The 20,045-nt window shown below is 28.3% G+C and carries 16 protein-coding genes, 11 tRNA genes, 1 riboswitch and 1 other annotated feature; of the genes, 4 read left to right on the plus strand and 23 right to left on the minus strand.

The window, feature by feature from the left end:
* Nucleotides 1-3 precede the first annotated feature (3 nt).
* From GSH19_RS03225 to GSH19_RS03240, 4 genes are all read right to left on the minus strand, one after another.
* Nucleotides 4-453 (minus strand): MarR family winged helix-turn-helix transcriptional regulator, encoded by a 450-nt coding sequence (locus GSH19_RS03225; protein WP_237026552.1) that lies wholly within the window; start codon nt 451-453, stop codon nt 4-6.
* Nucleotides 454-676: 223 nt separating this feature from the next.
* Entirely contained in the window at nt 677-1,354 is a 678-nt protein-coding gene (locus tag GSH19_RS03230; protein WP_237026563.1) for a CPBP family intramembrane glutamic endopeptidase, read from the minus strand.
* Nucleotides 1,355-1,395: 41 nt separating this feature from the next.
* A complete protein-coding gene (locus GSH19_RS03235; RefSeq protein ID WP_237026573.1) occupies nt 1,396-3,189 on the minus strand; it encodes a protease pro-enzyme activation domain-containing protein in 1,794 nt (597 codons plus the stop codon).
* On the minus strand, nt 3,170-3,382 hold the full coding sequence (locus GSH19_RS03240; RefSeq protein ID WP_237026580.1) for a hypothetical protein: 213 nt from the start codon (nt 3,380-3,382) through the stop codon (nt 3,170-3,172). The genes GSH19_RS03235 and GSH19_RS03240 overlap by 20 nt, the downstream gene beginning before the upstream one ends.
* A gap of 143 nt (nt 3,383-3,525) precedes the next feature.
* Between GSH19_RS03240 and GSH19_RS03245 the strand changes: the two genes are divergently transcribed.
* The gene (locus tag GSH19_RS03245; protein ID WP_237026586.1) at nt 3,526-4,158 is read left to right on the plus strand and encodes a deoxynucleoside kinase; all 633 of its coding nucleotides are present in this window, start codon (nt 3,526-3,528) and stop codon (nt 4,156-4,158) included.
* 31 nt (nt 4,159-4,189) lie between these two features.
* On the opposite strand, the gene pepV is transcribed toward GSH19_RS03245, so the two are convergent.
* Nucleotides 4,190-5,590 carry a dipeptidase PepV gene (gene pepV, locus GSH19_RS03250; RefSeq protein ID WP_237026593.1) on the minus strand — a complete coding sequence of 467 codons (1,401 nt, stop codon included), beginning with the start codon at nt 5,588-5,590 and terminating at the stop codon, nt 4,190-4,192.
* A gap of 102 nt (nt 5,591-5,692) precedes the next feature.
* Here pepV and GSH19_RS03255 point away from each other — a divergent pair, with 102 nt between their 5' ends.
* Nucleotides 5,693-6,514 carry an NAD(P)H-hydrate dehydratase gene (locus GSH19_RS03255; RefSeq protein WP_237026600.1) on the plus strand — a complete coding sequence of 274 codons (822 nt, stop codon included), beginning with the start codon at nt 5,693-5,695 and terminating at the stop codon, nt 6,512-6,514.
* Between the two features lie 24 nt (nt 6,515-6,538).
* Here the strand turns inward: GSH19_RS03255 and GSH19_RS03260 are convergent, their stop codons facing one another.
* Together GSH19_RS03260 and leuS are read right to left on the minus strand one after the other, a co-directional pair.
* Complete coding sequence (locus GSH19_RS03260) at nt 6,539-8,188, minus strand: polysaccharide biosynthesis protein (RefSeq protein WP_237026610.1); 1,650 nt, start codon at nt 8,186-8,188, stop codon at nt 6,539-6,541.
* Nucleotides 8,189-8,303: 115 nt separating this feature from the next.
* Nucleotides 8,304-10,718 carry a leucine--tRNA ligase gene (leuS, locus tag GSH19_RS03265; protein WP_237026617.1) on the minus strand — a complete coding sequence of 805 codons (2,415 nt, stop codon included), beginning with the start codon at nt 10,716-10,718 and terminating at the stop codon, nt 8,304-8,306.
* A 48-nt stretch (nt 10,719-10,766) separates the two neighbouring features.
* Nucleotides 10,767-10,967: a binding site (T-box leader), on the minus strand.
* Nucleotides 10,968-11,050: 83 nt separating this feature from the next.
* Between leuS and GSH19_RS03270 the strand changes: the two genes are divergently transcribed.
* Entirely contained in the window at nt 11,051-11,620 is a 570-nt protein-coding gene (locus GSH19_RS03270) for a class I SAM-dependent methyltransferase (RefSeq protein WP_370636137.1), read from the plus strand.
* Nucleotides 11,621-11,649: 29 nt separating this feature from the next.
* Here GSH19_RS03270 and metK read toward each other — a convergent pair whose 3' ends face one another.
* The 5 genes from metK to GSH19_RS03295 all read right to left on the minus strand — a co-directional run bounded on the left by metK (nt 11,650) and on the right by GSH19_RS03295 (nt 17,474).
* A complete protein-coding gene (gene metK / locus GSH19_RS03275) occupies nt 11,650-12,840 on the minus strand; it encodes a methionine adenosyltransferase (RefSeq protein WP_237026625.1) in 1,191 nt (396 codons plus the stop codon).
* Nucleotides 12,838-12,920: riboswitch (SMK box riboswitch) on the minus strand. (Overlaps the previous gene by 3 nt.)
* 798 nt (nt 12,921-13,718) lie before the next feature.
* Nucleotides 13,719-14,456, minus strand: coding sequence for an amino acid ABC transporter ATP-binding protein (locus tag GSH19_RS03280; protein WP_237026634.1), 738 nt, complete (start codon nt 14,454-14,456; stop codon nt 13,719-13,721).
* The gene (locus GSH19_RS03285) at nt 14,456-15,181 is read right to left on the minus strand and encodes an amino acid ABC transporter permease (RefSeq protein WP_237026638.1); all 726 of its coding nucleotides are present in this window, start codon (nt 15,179-15,181) and stop codon (nt 14,456-14,458) included. The genes GSH19_RS03280 and GSH19_RS03285 overlap by 1 nt, the downstream gene beginning before the upstream one ends.
* Nucleotides 15,182-15,199: 18 nt before the next feature.
* Nucleotides 15,200-15,976, minus strand: coding sequence for a transporter substrate-binding domain-containing protein (locus GSH19_RS03290; RefSeq protein ID WP_237026645.1), 777 nt, complete (start codon nt 15,974-15,976; stop codon nt 15,200-15,202).
* A 256-nt stretch (nt 15,977-16,232) separates the two neighbouring features.
* Nucleotides 16,233-17,474, minus strand: a complete 1,242-nt coding sequence (locus GSH19_RS03295) for a uracil-xanthine permease family protein (RefSeq protein WP_237026652.1) — start codon at nt 17,472-17,474, stop codon at nt 16,233-16,235.
* A 234-nt stretch (nt 17,475-17,708) separates the two neighbouring features.
* On the opposite strand from GSH19_RS03295, the gene GSH19_RS03300 reads away from it, so the two are divergent.
* The gene (locus GSH19_RS03300) at nt 17,709-18,917 is read left to right on the plus strand and encodes an ammonium transporter (protein WP_255700242.1); all 1,209 of its coding nucleotides are present in this window, start codon (nt 17,709-17,711) and stop codon (nt 18,915-18,917) included.
* A 44-nt stretch (nt 18,918-18,961) separates the two neighbouring features.
* On the opposite strand, the gene GSH19_RS03305 is transcribed toward GSH19_RS03300, so the two are convergent.
* The 11 genes from GSH19_RS03305 to GSH19_RS03355 form a co-directional block, all read right to left on the minus strand.
* Nucleotides 18,962-19,045 (minus strand) — tRNA-Leu (locus GSH19_RS03305).
* Nucleotides 19,046-19,077: 32 nt separating this feature from the next.
* Nucleotides 19,078-19,148: transfer RNA gene (locus GSH19_RS03310), tRNA-Cys, on the minus strand.
* Between the two features lie 39 nt (nt 19,149-19,187).
* A tRNA-His gene (locus GSH19_RS03315) sits at nt 19,188-19,260 on the minus strand.
* A gap of 13 nt (nt 19,261-19,273) precedes the next feature.
* Nucleotides 19,274-19,344: transfer RNA gene (locus tag GSH19_RS03320), tRNA-Trp, on the minus strand.
* A 6-nt stretch (nt 19,345-19,350) separates the two neighbouring features.
* A tRNA-Tyr gene (locus GSH19_RS03325) sits at nt 19,351-19,433 on the minus strand.
* 4 nt (nt 19,434-19,437) lie between these two features.
* A tRNA-Phe gene (locus tag GSH19_RS03330) sits at nt 19,438-19,510 on the minus strand.
* Between the two features lie 51 nt (nt 19,511-19,561).
* Nucleotides 19,562-19,635: transfer RNA gene (locus GSH19_RS03335), tRNA-Asp, on the minus strand.
* A gap of 18 nt (nt 19,636-19,653) precedes the next feature.
* Nucleotides 19,654-19,726, minus strand: a tRNA-Val gene (locus GSH19_RS03340).
* Between the two features lie 4 nt (nt 19,727-19,730).
* A tRNA-Glu gene (locus GSH19_RS03345) sits at nt 19,731-19,802 on the minus strand.
* A gap of 13 nt (nt 19,803-19,815) precedes the next feature.
* Nucleotides 19,816-19,906: transfer RNA gene (locus GSH19_RS03350), tRNA-Ser, on the minus strand.
* Between the two features lie 12 nt (nt 19,907-19,918).
* Nucleotides 19,919-19,991 (minus strand) — tRNA-Asn (locus GSH19_RS03355).
* Nucleotides 19,992-20,045: the final 54 nt, after the last annotated feature.

Here is a 20,045-nt window from a genome sequence, read left to right on the forward strand (position 1 = left end):
ATTTTAATTAGATTCACTTTTATTAATTTTATCTAGTTTGTTACTAACTTCATTAACAAGCTTTAAACATCGTTCATAATTCTTATCTGATAGATTTAGTTCATCAAAGCAGTGATCAATTTCACTTAAGATATTGCTTTTTTGTTTATTAGCATATTCAGTTACTTTAATTAAAACTACTCTTTCATCTTTTTTACTTTTTTCTTTACAAATCCATCCTTGTTTATCCATTCTTCTTAATAAAGGAGTTAGAGTTCCACTATCTAAATCTATATAACTACCTAAATCTTTTACACTTATTACCTCATGCTCCCATAAAGTAAGAAGACAAATATATTGCGGATAGGTTAATTTATATTTATCCAAAACCTTTTGGTAATAACGATTAAATCTTTTATTAGCATTATATATTCCAAAACACAATTGTGCTTCTATTTGTCTTCTATTAGACAATTTTAACACTTCCTATCAACTAATATTATTTAATTTTACACAATTAAATTTTAATAAACAATTAAATCAATTTCTTATCATATATATATAATAAGAATATTTGAAAGTATTAAAAAAATAATATATAATAAATAAGTCTGATGAATGGTTTCATTTATCAGATGATGTATTTGGGGGAATACATGATTGTGGTCTCAGACGTCTTTTATAGACGTCTTTTTTTTTATCCAAAAATCAAAATTATTCCAGCAATTAAATTATTAACAAAATGAAGCAAGATGGATACTTTTAAATTTCCTGTTTTTTTATACAAATAAGCTAATATACTTCCTAAACATGCATACATCAAAAAACTAATAATAGTATCACTTTGATGGAATAATGAAAATAAAAATCCACTCAATATTATTGGTAAATAAAATTGAGTTGGCTTAAAAAAGAAATTAATAAAAATCCCTCTGAAAATTGTTTCTTCTAAGATTGGAGATAAAAATATCATCGAAATCATCATAACTATTAACACTATTTGATTACTTCCTAAAAGTGTCTCAATACTTTGATTATTTGCAGTACTAGTTTCATTAAAAAATGAATAATTTAAAGTATTAAGAATAATCTGAACTATCATAAAGGAAAAATATGCTACCAAAACCATTACATAATGATTCAATTTTAATTTTAAATTTAATTTCCCATCATTATGTTTAAATACATATAAGCTTATCCATATTCCTATAACAAAAAGAATAATATACAATAATCCAAATAAAATGCTTTCTAAATTTATTGCTTTTGAATTAACTATAAATAAAATTGGTATTTGAACAACTTGAATCAACATAATCATTAATACAAAAATTATTATTTTACTAAAAAAATCTAATTTATTTTTTTTAAACATTTTATATTCTCCTATAAAAAAATAAGAAGGTTTAACCCATCTTATTTCTTAAACATATTATTTAATTTACTAAAATCAACTGTACCTAATCCTGTTGCTTGATTATAATATTTCCCTTTTTGGCCGGTATAATAATTATTAGTATTGCTAACTTCATTATCTAACACTTTAAATGGTGAGTTACTTGAATTAGCAAATTTATAGATTTGTGGGTTCCAAAAACCTAACCTAGTATTATGGCTAGAATTTAATACTGCAGCAGCTGCAGCCATTTGAGGAGCTACGATACTCGTTCCACCAACAGAATTTTTCCATTTTCCACCCTTTTTACTATTTGGATTAGAATAATAAATATTATAACCTGTGTAAGGATCAGCAGCTGCAGATATATCTGGAACATTTCTACCATTTCCAGTTCCATTCAAATGCTTATATGACATTCTTTGATTAATATATCCACCACCAAAATCCCACATTTTAATTGCATTAAAAGTATTAATTCCTGAAACATTATTTTGATATTTAGGTGTGGTTGAATTATAAGAACTAAATCCACCACCACTACCAGCAAAATACTTTGTAATCCACTCACTACGACTTAATATGTTTTCCTTATTGTAAGCTTTATATAAATAATTGCTAGACCAAGCACGTTCATTTGGAACATTAATAGTTGTATTTTTGTATTTAAAATTAGTTGGTAAAGTGGTTCCACCAGTTGATGTTAAATATGGAGAACTTGATGGTATATCTACAGATAAGTCACCACTACCAGTTTCATTAATCGAATCATAAGCTCCACTATCTCCAGATGCAGCAAAAATGGTTATTCCTTGAGATGCAGCTTGAAGCATTAATAAGTTAATGATTTTTGAATATCTTTTAGGAGTTGATCCTCTTTTAATATCATCAGCAACTAATTTTTCACTTTTCCCCCAACTAATCGATAAAGTATCAACTTTATTTTGACTAATCGCGTTAGCTAAGTTAATAATCATTCCCTTAGTATTTGGATCTGATAGATAAACATTAATATTAGCCCCAGGAGCTACTGCACCTGCTTGTTGTATATCCATTGTAGTCTCTTCGTATCCATTCCAAGAATTAGATCCAAAATTATTTTTATAAGTTTTTACTCGTTTATTACTGCTAGGTACGTTTTCTTTATTCCAGAAAGTATTAATATCATTTAAATTGAAATTAGCAAAACTAATAATTCCAATATTTTGTTCTTGTCCATACTTATTATTTTCAAATAATTTATTTAATTTATAATTATTTATAAATTTTTTTGAATCATCTTTTGAATTAAAACCATTACTAACACTTTTCTGATTTAAATTATCACTAAATTCTCTACTTTTTGAAATTCCAGTATTATCTAAAATAATTTTTGAATATTTCTTTGGAACTGTTAAAGACTGATTTAAATTATTTTTCTTGTTTACTTTTATTTTAAATGCTTTTTCAATATCTTTAGTTTTTCCTGTTGCACTTACAATTAAATTTCCAGAATAAACCTTTGATTTGATTTTATTTTTATTTAAATACTTAGTAAAACTAGTCGTATTTTTCTTTGATTGTCCATATTTAGTCGCGAACTTTTGAGGACTTAAATACTTATGGTAATTATTACTATTTTGATTAACTGAACTATATACAAATTTTTTTAAATTAGTTTCATTCTTTGGCTTCATAATAAAAATAATATTTTGTTCTTGATTCTTTTGACTCTTTGCATTAACTGAAACCGACAAAGTTGTCGAAAAAAATAAAGTAACTAAAATAATAACACCAACTCTGTACCATTTACTTTTATTCTTGATTATTTTCATCTTCATTTAATTCCCTTTTTCTAATTCCCGAAAAAATTATTAATGGTGTTAATACGACTCTAATTCCAACATAAGCCATAAAGAAATAAATCATAGTTTCCATGGACTTACTATCTAAGTTAAAAAATAAAAATCCAATAACTGTAAATGAAATTATAAAAAATATACCTAACCCTATATAAATCTTTTTCATAAAAACTCACCCTCATTCTTTAATAATAGGATAACAGAAACTATTTAGATAGTTAAATACTATCTTATTTATAAATTTTTAATATCTAATTACACATCTAAATGATATAATTTACAATGAAAATTATTTAGCGAGGAGTCATTATGGTGATTATAACTGCTGGTATGATTGGTGTAGGGAAAACGACTTTAACCGAAAAAATTGCAAATTATTACGGTACTGAAGCCTTCTACGAACCTGTCGGAGAAAACCCTGTCTTACCTTTATATTATAAAAATCCAGAACAATACGGATTTTTATTACAGATTTATTTTTTAAACAAAAGATTCAAAATGATTAAAAAAGCATTAACAGAAGATAATAATGTTTTAGATCGATCAATATACGAAGATGCACTTTTTACAAAGGAAAATAATGCTGAAGGTAATATTTCAGATGTTGAATTAGAAGTTTATTTAAACTTACTAGACAACATGATGAATGAACTGAAATCAATACCTAAGAAGCGTCCTGATTTATTAGTTTATGCAGAGTGTGACTTTGAAACTATCTTGTATAGAATCAAAAAAAGAGGTCGTGAATATGAACAATTTGAAAATAATCCTAAGTTAGAACAATATTATTTCAAAATGTGGAATTCATATAAAAAATGGTTTGAAGAATATGATGTTAGTCCTAAAATTAAAATTGACTTACAAAAATATGATTTGGAAAATCCTGAAAATATTAACATTGTACTTGACCAAATTAACAATAAATTAAAAGAAATCAAATAAAAAAAGATATTTCATTTTGAAATATCTTTTTTTATTTACTTAACTCATAAATTCCTTCGGCATAAATAGAAATAGCTAAAATTAAATCATTAATTGTTTGATGTTCATTAGCTTGGTGCATCGTATCATCAGACCATGGGAAAAGTGCACCAAATGCCACTCCTCGATCCATTAATCTTCCATAAGTACCACCACCAACAACTTCTGGTTTAGCATCTTTAATATCTGTCTGTTTTTGATAAACACTAATTAGATTTTTAACAATTGGATCATTTACATCAACATAGTGAGGTATCATACCAGAAATTTTCGATAACTTACCATTAAAATTGTTAAATTCATCAGAAATTTTTTCTTCAATAAATTTCGGTGTAATACCTTTTGGATATCTTAAATTATTATTAATGGTTCCACCATTATTTTCATCATAATTAATTAAGCCAGTATTAATCGTAAGTTCGCCCATAATATCATCTTTATAATTAATACCTAAATTATTACCTCTTGAATCTAAATGAAGATAATTAGTAATTAATTTGATAAAATCGTTCTCATTAGCTGACCAATTAAATTCACTTAAAAATTTAGCTAAATAAGTACCAGCATTAATACCATTTTTTGGTTCCATCGCATGAGCTGCTTCACCAATAATATTAATGTTAATAATACCATTGTTTTCTGATAAATCACCATCCACAGGATTGTTAATGATAAAGTCATTAAACTTATTTTCAAATAAAGTAAAATCATTAAACTTTAATTGAACATTTGCTTCTCTAGGAACCATATTTTCTCTTAATCCTGAATTAAAACTAATAATTTTATTTTCGTTATTATTAATATTAGCATCAATCTTAGTTTCAAAAGTGACATTCCCTTTTTCTCCATTAATCACAGGAAATTCGGCATCAGGTGAAAATCCAAAATCTGGCATTGGTTCAACTTCAAAATACCTATCCATTCCTTTCCAGTCACACTCTTCATCTGTACCTAAAATTAATCTAATTTTTACATTTGGTTCTAATTTATTTTCTTTCATCATTTTTAAACCATAATAAGCGGCTAATCCGGGTCCTTTATCATCTGAAACTCCTCGACCATATAAAATTCCATCTTTTTCGGTTAATTCAAAAGGGTTTGTGTCCCATCCTTTTCCACCAGGCATTTCGTCAACATGAGAAAGAATTGCAAAGGTTTGATCACCTGATCCATATTCAATATATCCAACTATATTATCTATGTTTTTAACTTTAAATCCATCTCTTTGACCAAAACTTAAAAACTTATTTAAAGCATTAGCAGGACCTTTTCCTAAAGGAAACTCATTTGTAGCTTCATCCAAATTTCTTGAACTATCAATTGCAACTAATTCATTTAAATCATTTAAATATTGTTGTTTGTAATCATTAGCCGTTTTTTTCCAATCAATCATTAACCATTACCTCCGATTTTTTTATTAGAAGTATTTTATCACACTTATTCAATAAATTTTTAGATTAGTGATACAATTATCAATAATTAGAGGTGTTAATTTATGAAAAAAATTTTAGATGAATCAATTTTGAGTAAAGTAATAAAAAAAAGAAATAAAAATTCTTTTAAAAGTACTTATGGTAAAGTAGCACTTATCGGGGGAAATTATAATTATGGTGGTGCTGTAATTATGAATTCAATGGCCTCAATATACTCAGGAGCTGGTTTAACATCTACATTTACCGATAAAAATAATTCTTCAGCCCTACATACTTGGGTTCCTGAAGCTATGTTTCAAGAATTTAATAAAATTGAATCTTCAATTTCAAAAATGAATGTAATTGCAGTTGGTTCTGGTTTAGGAGAATCTGATGAAAGTTTAAAAATTTTAAATAAAGTATTTAAATCTGTAAATGAAGATCAAATATTAATTATTGACGGATCTGCTATAACTTTAATAGCCAATAATAAAATTCCATTACCAAATGTAAAAAAAATAATCTTTACTCCCCATGAAATGGAATGGCAAAGATTATCTAATATTAAAATTTCTGAACAAACTGATCACAATAATCAAAAAATTGTTACCCAACTAAATTCGATTGTTGTCTTAAAATCAAGTAAAACTAAAATATATATTGATGATGATATCTTTGAATTAACCATTGGAACTCCTGCACAGGCAACTGGCGGTATGGGTGATACATTAGTTGGCATAATTGCTGGATTTTGTGCTCAATTTGATAACTATAAAGAAGCAACACTTGCTGCAACATACCTTCATAGTTTTATTGCACATGATTTATCAAAAACTCAATACGTAACCCTACCTCATAAAATTTCCCAACAAATTCCTTACTATATGAAAAAATATGAAAAATAAAAAGAGCTTTTAAATAAGCTCTTTTTATTTTATTCTTAATAATTTTCTAAAATTATCGGCTTTACTACCGATAATTTTATCAGCCAATCTACTTTTTAAAGTAAGATGTAAATAAGTCATCATTCCAATGATTGCTGCAATAACTGTTATAACAAAACTAATTTTTCTATCAGTTGGATCAATAAATAATGAAAATAAATAATTTAAAATAAAAACTGAAATTAAAGTAACAAAAAACATAATAATAGAAAATAAGCCAATCATATTGAACCCTTTTTCTAATTTTAATTTGTCTAAATTATAATCAATATTCATCTTTCGTATAATCAAATAACAAGTTAACATTAATCCAATCGCAGTTGAAATTAAAGTTCCAAAAGCACCAAGCATATAAACCAAAGGTATTTGCAAAATAAACTTAACTAAAACGCCAATAAAGAAATATTTAACTGCTCTTTTATTTTGAGAAATACCTTGCATAACAGCTGAAACAACTGTAAATAAGCCCAAAATAATTGCAACTAATGCATATATAACTAACACATTCTCAGCAAAAATCATATCTTTCTGCCCATAAAAGGCACGATTAATAGGTCCAGCAACAGCTGCCATACCCAATGCACCAGGAAACATAACAAAAGCAAACAATATTAAGGAATTAGTAATTTGATCACTGATCGACTTTTTATTCCCCCGAGTAAATGCTTGTGATAATAATGGAACTGCTGTAACAGCTAACGCTGAAGAAAGTGAAATAACAATCATAACTAGCTTGTTAGAATTACCAGCAAAAACAGTAAAAATATCATTTAAAGCACTTGCAGTATATCCTCCCTTAAAATTCATAATTGAAAAGAAAGTATATTGATCAATTAATTGAAAAATTGTAATTCCAGAACCTAAAATTATAAAAGGAACGGCTTGTGCAATTATTTCTTTATATAATTTTTTAGAATCAACTTTAATTTTATTATTACTGTTAGCAACGACCGATTTAAAATATGATTTTCTTTTTAAATAGTATAAAAATAAAACTAATAAACCAAAGAATGCACCAACAAATGCAGCAAATGTCGAATGTACAACAGCTGTTACCCAATTACCTTTTAAAACAACAATTATAAAATAAGCAGAAACTAACATATAAATAACTCTAGCTAGTTGTTCAACAAATTGAGAAACTGCAGATGGGGCCATTTCTTGATATCCTTGAAAATATCCTCTAGTCAAACTTAATGTTGGTATTAATAAAACTGCCCAAGCTAATGATTTCATTACTAATGTAACATTCTGATCTCCACCACTTAAAATTGGAGCAGAAAGATAAAATATTCCAGCAAATATTATTCCTAATGAAATAGATAATAAAAGCCCTCTTTTATAAAGCCTTACACCAACTCCATATTCATTCATAGAATTATAATGAGCCACTTGCTTTGCAATTGCTGACGGAATTCCAGCTATCGCAATTATTAATAAAAAACTATATACTGTATACCCTTTGGTGTATAACCCATTAGCCTTAAAAAAATAATTTCCAAAAATTATTCCCCATGGAATAATATAAACTGCACCTAAGATTCTAGAAAAGATACTTCCAGCCGTCATCCATGCAGACCCACTTAGCATTTTACTTTTTGAATCATCCATATTACTTACTTCTTCATTTTGCATGGTGTTACCTACTTTCGATTAATTAACATTACTAATTCTAATCAATAAAATACATGATTTCAACTTAATTATGTATAAATAAAAAAGTCATCCAAAAAAATGATGACTTTTTTATTTAGTTAGCTACAATATTAACAATTTTACCTGGTATTACAATCACTTTTCTAACCGTTTTATCACTTAGAAAATCTGAAACTTTATTATTGCTTAATGCAATTTTTTCAATTTCATCTTTATTAGCATCACTATTAACTTCAATATGATCTTTTACTTTACCATTAATTTGAACAACTAATTCAGCTTTATCTGAAACCATTTTACTTTCATCATAAGTTGGCCAATTAGAATAACTAATTGATTCTGTGTTACCAATTAAACTCCACATTTCTTCCGCAACATGAGGCATAATTGGTGCAACTAATTGAATGAATTTTTCTGCTTTTAATTTAGAAATTTTCTTTTCCTTATAAACTTCATTTACAAAAACCATCATTTGAGAAATTGCAACATTGAATCTCATTTGTTCATAGTCATCAGTCACTATTTTAACAGTTTCATTGAAAATTTTATCTAAATTATCATCTGATTCAGTAATAAAATCACTTAATGAATTATCATCAGCAATAATCATTCTCCAAACACGATTTATCCATCGATTTGAACCAACGATTCCATCAGTACTCCAAGGTTTAGATTCGTCTAATGGTCCCATAAACATTTCATATAATCTTAAAGTATCTGCACCATATTCACTTACGATATCATCAGGATTAATAACATTACCCTTTGATTTAGACATTTTTTCATGATTAGTTCCTAAAATCATACCTTGGTTAACTAATTTTTGAAATGGTTCTTTAGTTGGAACAATTCCTAAATCATAAAGTACTTTATGCCAGAATCTTGCGTACAATAGGTGCAATACTGCATGTTCTGCTCCACCTACATATAAATCAACTGGTGCCCAATAATTTAATTTATCTTTATCAGCTAATTCTTCTGTATTATTTGGATCAATATATCTTAAATAATACCAAGAACTACCTGCCCACTGTGGCATTGTATTAGTTTCACGAATACCATGACGTCCATTTTCATCAGTAACATTTAACCAATCAGTTAAGTTAGCTAATGGACTTTCTCCAGTTCCTGAGGGAGTAATATTATTAGTTTTTGGTAACTTTAATGGTAATTCATCTTCTGGAACTAATGTTGTTTCACCATCATCCCAGTGAATTACTGGAATTGGTTCTCCCCAATATCTTTGACGACTAAATACCCAATCTCTTAATCGATAATTAATCTTTTTATCACCAGTATTATTTTCTTGAAGCCACTTAATTATTTTTTCAATTGCTTCTTCTTTATCCAAGCCATTTAAGAAATCAGAATTAATATGAGTTCCATCACCAGTGTATGCTTCTTGATTAATATCTCCACCTTCAATAACTGGCATGATTGGTAAATCAAATTTAACTGCAAATTCATAATCACGATCATCATGTGCTGGAACGGCCATAATTGCACCAGTACCATATGAAGATAAAACATAATCTCCAATCCAAATTGGCATTTCTTTACCATTCACTGGATTAATTGCATAAGCACCAGTAAATACTCCAGATTTATTTTTATTTAAATCTGTTCTTTCAAGATCAGACTTAGTAGAAATTTCTTTCTTGTAATCATCAACTAATTGTTGTTGTTCAGGAGTTACAATTTGATCTACTAAATCATGTTCTGGTGCTAAAACAATATAAGAAGCACCAAATAAAGTATCCGGTCTAGTTGAAAAGACTTCAATTTTTTTATCTTCATTTTTAACAGAGAAAAAGATTGATGAACCAATTGAACGTCCAATCCAATTTTTTTGCATTTCTTTAATGCTATCTGGCCAATCTAAATCATCTAAATCATCAATTAAACGATCTGCATAAGCTGTAATTTTAAGAACCCATTGTTTCATAGGCTTTCTGTATACAGGAAAACCTCCACGTTCAGTTTTTCCATTAACAACTTCTTCATTTGAAACAACAGTTCCACCCATCAAATCAGGTGCCCAGTTAACAACTATTTCATCTTCATATGCAAGACCTTTTTTATATAGTTGTTCAAAAATCCATTGAGTCCATTTATAAAATTTAGGATCTGAAGTATTAACTTCGCGATCCCAATCATATGAAAAACCAAGTGATTTAATTTGTCTTCTAAAATTATCAATATTTTTTTCAGTGAAATCTGCTGGATTATTTCCTGTTTTTAATGCATATTGTTCAGCAGGCAATCCGAATGCATCCCATCCCATTGGATGTAAAACGTTTTTGCCTTGCATTCTTTTAAATCGGGCCATAATATCAGTTGCAGTATATCCTTCTGGATGACCTACATGCAAACCTTGACCTGAAGGATAAGGAAACATATCTAAAACATAATATTTATCTTTTTTTTCATCTTCAGTTGTTTTAAATGTTTTATTATTTTCCCAATATGACTGCCATTTTTCTTCAATTTTACTATGATTATATGCCACTATCTTCCACCTCTATTTTTTAGATAAAAAAAGTCCTATAGATCAAATCTATAGGACGAAGTATCGCGGTACCACCTAAATTTCTCTTAAATAAGAGACCCTCAAATCTTAACGCGATAACACGTCTCTTCTTACTATTGTTTCAGAAAAGATTACGGTGATGAGTTCAATAATTATTTATCCAAATTCACATTATCCATTTGGTTTCTGAAATAAAATAATTATTTACTAGTTCACTTTTAATTTTATCTATTTATTTAATTAAAATATTATCAAATTAAAATTTTATTTGCAAGTAGTAAATTAATTGTCTAAAATTATTTTCATAAGGAGTGATTACAATTCTAATAAAATCAGCTTTAAATTTTAGCCATGATATTTTAAAACAAACAACACAAACTGGTGATTATGTAATTGATGCAACAATGGGCAACGGACATGACACTAAATTTTTGGCTGAAATTGTTGGCCAAAAAGGTAAAGTTTTTAGTTTTGATATTCAAGATTTAGCAATAAATAATACAAAAAAACTTTTAAAAGAAAATAGTATCGACAATGTTGATATTATTAAAGATAGTCATTCTAACTTTGATAAATATATTAAACATAATAATATTGCAGCCATTATCTATAATTTAGGCTACTTACCAGGTGGAGATAAAAGTTTAATTACTCATCCTGAATCAACAATTATTTCAATTAATAAAGGATTAAAGTTATTAAAGAAACATGGAATTTTAATTTTAGTAATTTATTATGGCCATCCTGGTGGTCAATCTGAAAAAGATGAAGTATTTAAACTAACTGAAAATTTAAATCAGAAAGAATTTAACGTTTTAAAATATGAATTCATTAACCAAAATAATGAACCACCTATTCTAATTGCAATCGAAAAAAAATAACGAGAACTAATTATTAGTTCTCGTTATTTTTATTTAAAATTAGCTTTTAATTCAGCAACTTTATCAAGGTTTTCCCAAGGTAATTGAATATCAGTTCTTCCAAAGTGACCATAAGCAGCTGTTTGCTTATAAATTGGTCTTTGTAGATCTAACATTTTAATAATTCCTGCTGGACGTAAATCAAATACTTTACGGACAACATTTTCTAATTCACTATTAGAAACTTTACCTGTACCGAAAGTATTAATATTAATTGAAACTGGGGCAGCAACACCAATTGCATATGCTAGTTGAATTTCTAAACGATCTGCTAAACCTGCTGCAACCATATTTTTAGCAATATATCTAGCTGCATAACTAGCAGAACGGTCTACCTTGGTAGCATCCTTACCTGAAAAGGCACCACCACCGTGATGAGCAGATCCACCATAAGTATCTACAATAACTTTACGACCAGTTAATCCGGCATCCCCGACGGGTCCACCAATTACAAATCTTCCAGTTGGATTAATTAAATATTTAGTATTTTCACTTAATAAATTTTCTGGAATTGTTGGCTTAATAACTTTTTCAATAACATCATTTCTAATTTGTTCCAAAGATACATCTGGATCATGTTGCGTACTTAAAACAATTGTATCAATAGCTTTAGGTTTATCATTTTCATCATATTCTACTGTAACTTCTGCCTTTGCATCAGGTCTAAGATAGCTTAGTTCATTATTTTTTCTCACTGAAGCAATTTTTTGCATTAATTTACTACTCAAAGAAATTGGTAGAGGCATTAATTCAGGTGTTTCATTAACTGCATAACCAAACATAATTCCTTGATCACCAGCTCCAATTTTATCTAATGGATCAGTGTCATCATTATCTCTAGTTTCAATTGATTCATCAACACCTTGTGCAATATCAGGTGATTGTTCATCTACTGCTACCATAACAGCACAGTTATCAGCATCAAATCCATATTTACTATCAACATATCCTGCTTCTCTAATTGTATCTCTAACAATTTTTTGAATATTTACATATGATGTAGTAGATATTTCTCCAAATACTAATACTAATCCAGTTGTAACAGAAGTTTCACAAGCCACTCTGGCATCTGGATCTTGTTTTAAAATTTCATCCAAAATAGCATCACTAATTTGATCAGCTATTTTATCTGGATGTCCTTCAGAAACTGATTCTGAAGTAAATAAATGTTTTTCAGACATTTAATATTCCCCCTTTGTTTGTTTGGTTACAAGGCATCTTCACTTATGTGAATCCTATCGGGAATTTACCTATAACATTAACAATAATAGCACAATTAAATTAAATGTAAATTTTTGATTTAACTTGATTGAATTATGCACAATGTTCATATAATATCAAATTGAGGTGTTTTTTTATGATACTAAAACAAAATAATATAAAGCCATTATTATACAGTATATTTATTAATATAATTTGGTTAATTAGTGCTCATGTTAAATTTATTGACTTTACTTTATCAGCTAAATTTTGGGCTTTAATATTAAATAATTTCATAATTGGAATTTTAAATTACTTTTTTATTCTTAATAAAAAAAATAAAATATATTTAATTTTAAACTTATATTTAATACTAAGTTCAATTATATTTACGTTTCCATTTTCCATTCAAATCTTAACAATTATTATTGCTATATTTAATATATCAATCGATTTAAAACCTTCTTTTTTTGATTATTATTATGGATTAGTTCCTTACTCAATCATTTATTCAATTATTCCAATAATAACAATTAACTATTTGATTAATGGATACATAACAATTGAGGTATTATATAATTCAATTACAATATTTTCATTATATTTAATTTTTTTCATTCAAAAATTTCATATTAGTTATTATAATAAATTGAATATTGTTTCGTTTGCTATTCTAATTACTATATTTTTAACATTTAAATTTTCAATTTTTCATTTAGTATTATTAATATTTATTTTTGGATACTATTTATACCAAATGCTTAATCAAGAATTACCTGTTTATTTATCAATTTTCATTTTTCTTATTATTTCATTACTAATTTGTATATAAAAAAAGAAGCTAATTCAGCTTCTTTTTTTATATAATTGAAATTCCATTTAAAAATTCTTTAATACGTTCATTAGGATTATTAAAAAATTCATCTTTTTTACCCTGAAATTGAACTTTACCATCTTCTATAAACAAAATATTATCGGCAGCTGATTTAGCAAAATCCATATTATGTGTAATCATAATAATTGATTGCTTTTGTTCACCTAACTCTTTTAATAATTTTAATACTTGACTTTCAAGTTCTGGATCTAGTGCACTAGTTGGTTCATCCAATAAAATATATTCAGGTTGAACAGCTAAAGCGCGACAAATAGAAATTCTTTGTTGTTGTCCACCAGATAGTTCAGACGGATAACGATTTGCATAAGATTCAAGATCAACTTTTCTCAATAAATCGTACGCTTTTTTAATTGCAACATCTTTTTTTACTTTTTGAACATTAATTGGAGCAATCGTAATATTATCAATTACATTTAAATGTGGAAATAAATTCCAATTTTGAAACACCATACTTGTTTTATTAATTAAATTAGATCTTTTTTGTTTAGAAATCGGATTAGAATAATCAACTTCTAAATCAGGAAATTTTATAATACCTGAATCTGGTCTAACTAATAAATCAATTGATCTTAGCAGAGTTGATTTACCTGAACCAGATGGACCAATAATTACAGTAGTTTCACCTTTTGGGAATTTTACATTTATGTCATTTAAAACTTTCTGTTTACCATAACTTTTTTGAATATTATTCATTTCTATCATTAATTATTACCTCCATTTAAAAATTTAGAGGATCTTTTTTCAAGATACTTTTGTAATAAACTAAGTAGACTACACAAGAATGCATAGAGAAGTGCAACTAATGAATACATCAATAACGGTTTATAATTTGTTGATGTCATTTGTTGTGAAAGCTGAAACATCTCCATAATAGTTATAGTACTTGCAAGAGAAGTATCTTTTACTAATCCAATAAATTCATTTGATAAAGGTGGTAAAACAATCCTAGTTGCCTGAGGTAATATAATTTTTATTAAAATCTGACGAGTTGAAAATCCAAGCGTATATGCTGCATCCCATTGATCTTGAGGAACCGATAATAATGCAGATTTAATTGTTTCTGATGCATATGCTCCTAAATTTAATGAGAATCCAATAACAGCAGCAATAAAGGCTGGAATTTGTATATTTAAACTTGGTAATCCGAAAAAAATTAAAAATAACTGTACTAACAATGGAGTTGATCTAAATAACCAAACATAAAAATTGGCAAATGCTTTTAAACAATTCCAAGGTACTTTAATAAATATATTCTCGCTTGGTTTTAAAAATTTAATTAATGCCGTTAAAATGGCGATCACAAGTCCAATAGCAAATGAAATAAGAGCCAATGGAATTGTAAATTTTAACATTGCCATTAACAAATCAGGTAACGCAGACATTACTATTTTTAAATCTGGCGTAATACTTCCAAATATAATTGGCATAAATTATCCTCACTTATTTTATTTATCAGTAATATTTTTATCAAAATATTTATTAGATAATTTTTTTAATGTTCCATCTTTTCTTAATTCATCAATTGCTTTACTCATCTTCTTAGTCGTTTCAGGAGATTTTTTATTTAACATTGGTGCAATATTAGATGTTTTAATAACATTATCCGGAACTACATGATAAGTTAAATCTGTTTTTTGATGTGTTTTTCTCCAATTTAAAAATGCTTCTTGTGAATTAATGGCACCAACAATTCTACCTTGGTTAATCATATCCATAGTAGTTTGAAAATCAGGTGAAACAACAATATTTGCCCCTAATTTTTTAGCATTATTATAATTATCAGTTCCAATTCCTTCACCAATTTTTTTACCTTTAATATCTTTTGCATCAGTTAATTTAGAATCTTTTTTAGTAATTAAAGCTGATTTAGTATAAATATATGGAGATGCAAATGAATATTGTTTCTTTCGATCAGGATTTTCATCCATATTATTGAATACAACATCAAAAGTCCCAGAATTCAATCCTGCAATTAATGAGTCCCACTTAGTTGGAACGAATTTTACTTTCAAATCCATTTTCTTAGCAACTTCTTTAGCTAGGTCAACCTCAAATCCCTTTAATTTACCATTTTCACGGTAAGCATATGGAGCATAAGTTCCTTCCATACCAACAGTCAATGTACCATTGGTTTTGAGCTCATTATTTTCTTTACTACCACAGGCTGTCATAATTAGTCCCAAAATACCAATTACAAATAAAAATGAAAACTTTTTTTTCATAAAAACAACTCCTTCTATAATATATAACAAAAATAAAAAAACTAGCTAAAAGCTAGTCTTTCTGATTAAATTAGACCCACTAAAGTAATAAAACAAGTAAATTTATTCAGGAAAACTAAAATCATATTTTAAATACATGCATACTTTATTAAAACAATTAATATTTTTACACATGATTTAATCCTCCCCAATTAAAAACTTTTAGTTAGTACAATAATAATATAATTCATAATGATAGATGTCAAACATCAATATTTTATACATTTTTTGGAATAATTAAATTCATCATAATTCCTATTATTGAAGCTAATGCAACACCAGTAAATTGAAAATTACCAACCTTAAAATATAAATCACCAATTCCAATAACTAAAACTACAGATGCAATCATTAAATTCTTTTTATTATTCATATCAATTTTATTATCAATCATTATTTTGATTCCATTTGAAGCAATAGTTCCAAATAATAAAAAGCTAATTCCCCCAATTACTGGTAAAGGCATTTGCATAATTATTACATTTAATTTATTACAAAATGAAAATAAAATTGCTAAAATAGCTGCTCCCATAATTACATATACACTATATACCTTAGTAATAGCCATAACTCCAATGTTTTCACCATAACTTGTCATTGCAGGACCCCCGAACAACCCAGAAACAATTGATGAAAATCCATCACCTGCTAAAGTACGATTTAAACCAGGTTTTTTAAAAAAATTATTATCAGTTAACTCATCCAATACCATCAAATGACCCATATGTTCAGTCATTGTTACAAAAGCAATTGGTGCCATTGCAATAATTGCTCCCCAATGAATATTAAAATTATAATTAATTCCAATAATGTCAAAAGCTGGTAACTTAAACCATGGTGCACTTGAAATCTTACTAAAATCCACCAAACCAAAGAACATTGAAACAATATATCCAATAATAATTGCTAGTAAAATTGGAATTAAGCCTAATAAACCTTTTAATTTAATATTGAATAAAATTGCTAAAAACAATGTCAAAATAGCGATAAAAAAGAACACTAAACTATAATTCCCTTTATCCATCATTGCATTATTAGCTGCAGATCCAGCTAATGACAGACCAATAATCATAACTATTGGACCCACAACGATTGGTGGCAAAATTTTATCAATCCAATCTGTTCCTAAAAATGTAACTAAAATTGAGATAATTAAGTACACTAATCCAACAGAAATTACACCCTGTGCTACTCCTTCAACTCCTGTTGTTTTCATTAGTGCTAACATTGGTACTATAAAGGCAAAACTTGATCCCATGTATGCTGGTATTTGTTTTTTTGTAATTAAAATATGAATTAGAGTACCTACACCAGAAGTAAATAATGCAATACTAGGATTTAATCCTACTAAAATTGGAACAATTACTGTGCTCCCAAACATCGAAAAAAGATGTTGCAGTGATAAAGCTAACCATTTGATAAATGGAGGTTTATAATCGATTCTACTATTTTTATCCATAATATTTCTCCTTAAAAAAACTCACTACCCCATGAGATAGTGAGTTCATAACTATTAATTAAGAAATCATTTTTAGCCTCACGGGACTATTTTAAAATTTACTATTTATAAATATATTATTATTTTAAAAACATGTCAATAAAAAAATTTTGATGTTAAATAACATGTCATAAGACCTTACTTTTTTATGCAGTTACCACTATAATCATTTTAATTTAATAAAGGAGTGGTTATATGATTTTAAATAATCTATTTATATTTTTTAGTGCTTTGCTCGTTTTTATAATGACACCCGGTTTAGCATTTTTTTACGGAGGAATGTCTAGTAAAAAAAATGTAGTCAATACTATGTTATCAATTTTTATGATATGTGGTATTCAAATAATATTATGGATATCTATTGGTTACTCATTATCGTTTTCTGGTAATAATTTTGATTTTATCGGTAATTTACATAATTTTATGCTGAATCACATTTATTTATTTAAAAAATCTTCAAGTGGAAATATATTTAATATTAATTTTATAAACTTTCAAATGATGTTTTCAATAATAACTCCAGCATTATTTATTGGTTCAGTAATTGGAAGAATGAATTTTAAATTTTTAATTTTTTTCACAATATTATGGTCTATTTTAATATACTATCCCCTAGTTCATTTAGTTTGGGGTGGAGGATTTTTAAGTAAATTAGGAATACTAGATTTTGCCGGTGGAACAGTTATCCATATAAATGCTGGAGTAACAGGTTTAGTATTAGCATTATTATTAGGTAAACGAAAAAATATAAAAGAAAAACCATATAATTTAGCATGGGTTTTACTTGGAACAACATTAATTTGGTTCGGTTGGTATGGATTCAATAGTGGTTCATCGTTATCATTTAATACAACTGCTTTACAAGCAATGATTACAACATCTACTGCAGCAGCAACCGGAATGATTACCTGGATTATTTTAGATACCATTTTTAATGATTCCCCTTCTCTTTTAGGTACATGTACAGGAACAATCTGTGGTCTTGTGGCAATAACACCGGCATGCGCATTTGTTTCAATTAAATCATCTTTCATAATTGGTATATTTGCATCAATATTTAGCTTTATTTTTGTTAATTTAATAAAACCAAAATTAAACATTGACGATACATTAGATGTTTTTGGCTGTCACGGTATATCTGGAATCGTCGGAAGTTTATTAACTGGTATATTTGCATCAAAAAGTATTAATAAATCAATTATGTATAGTGGATTAATTGAAAATGGTAATATAAAGCTATTATTAGTTCAAATTCTTGGAGTCAGTTTTTCCATCATTTATACCGGCATTATGGTCTTTATTATAATTAAGATATTAAATAAATTTTTAAAATTTAGAATTAATTATATTGATGAAAAAGATGGATTAGATATTGCATATCATTATGAAAAAGTTGAAAATTAATCAAATAAAAAAAGAGCTCATATTATATATGAACTCTTTTTTTATACCGGAGATGGGGTTCGAACCCACACGATCCAAAGATCACTAGATTTTGAGTCTAGCGCGTCTGCCAATTCCGCCACTCCGGCAAAATATAACTGTATCAACATAAACAGTATAAAGGCGGTAATCGGATTTGAACCGATGATCGAGGTTTTGCAGACCTGTGCCTTACCACTTGGCTACACCGCCATCAAAAAAACAATGCTAATACCTCAATAATAAATAAAAGGCGGTATGTGGGAATCGAACCCACGCGTGTCGGATCCACAAACCGATGTGTTAACCACTTCACCAATACCGCCATAACGTTATAACAGGGATAGTAGGAATCGAACCCACACCAATGGTTTTGGAGACCATTGTACTACCGTTATACTATATCCCTAAAAAATGGAGGAGAGTGGATTCGAACCACCGAACCCGAAGGAGCGGATTTACAGTCCGCCGCGTTTAGCCAGACTTCGCTACTCCTCCATAATGGCTCGAGACAGAGTCGAACTGCCGACACACGGAGCTTCAATCCGTTGCTCTACCAACTGAGCTATCGAGCCATAAATAACGTTAATATTAAATTTTGTTAAGTAAAAATTATTACCTAACTACGGTCCGTACGAGACTCGAACTCGTGATCTCCTGCGTGACAGGCAGGCGTCCTAACCAGCTAGACCAACGGACCAAAATTATGAAAATACTATGGAGGATACAGGGCTCGAACCTGTGACCTCCTGCTTGTAAGGCAGATGCTCTCCCAACTGAGCTAATCCTCCAACATGACCCGTATGGGACTCGAACCCATGTTACTGCCGTGAAAGGGCAGTGTCTTAACCGCTTGACCAACGGGTCATAAAATTTAATACGGAGAGTAAGGGATTCGAACCCTTGAAACAGGTTTTGCCCGTTTACATCATTTCCAATGATGCTCCTTCGGCCAGCTCGGACAACTCTCCATAATAACTTAACTCCGGCAGGCGGGCTCGAACCGTCGACAACCTGATTAACAGTCAGGTGCTCTACCAACTGAGCTATGCCGGAATAAATAAAACAGCGCGGCAACGTCCTACCCTTGCAGGGGGCGATCCCCCAACT

The organism is Lactobacillus sp. S2-2 (assembly GCF_021698855.1).
In the GTDB taxonomy this organism is placed as follows: domain Bacteria; phylum Bacillota; class Bacilli; order Lactobacillales; family Lactobacillaceae; genus Fructilactobacillus.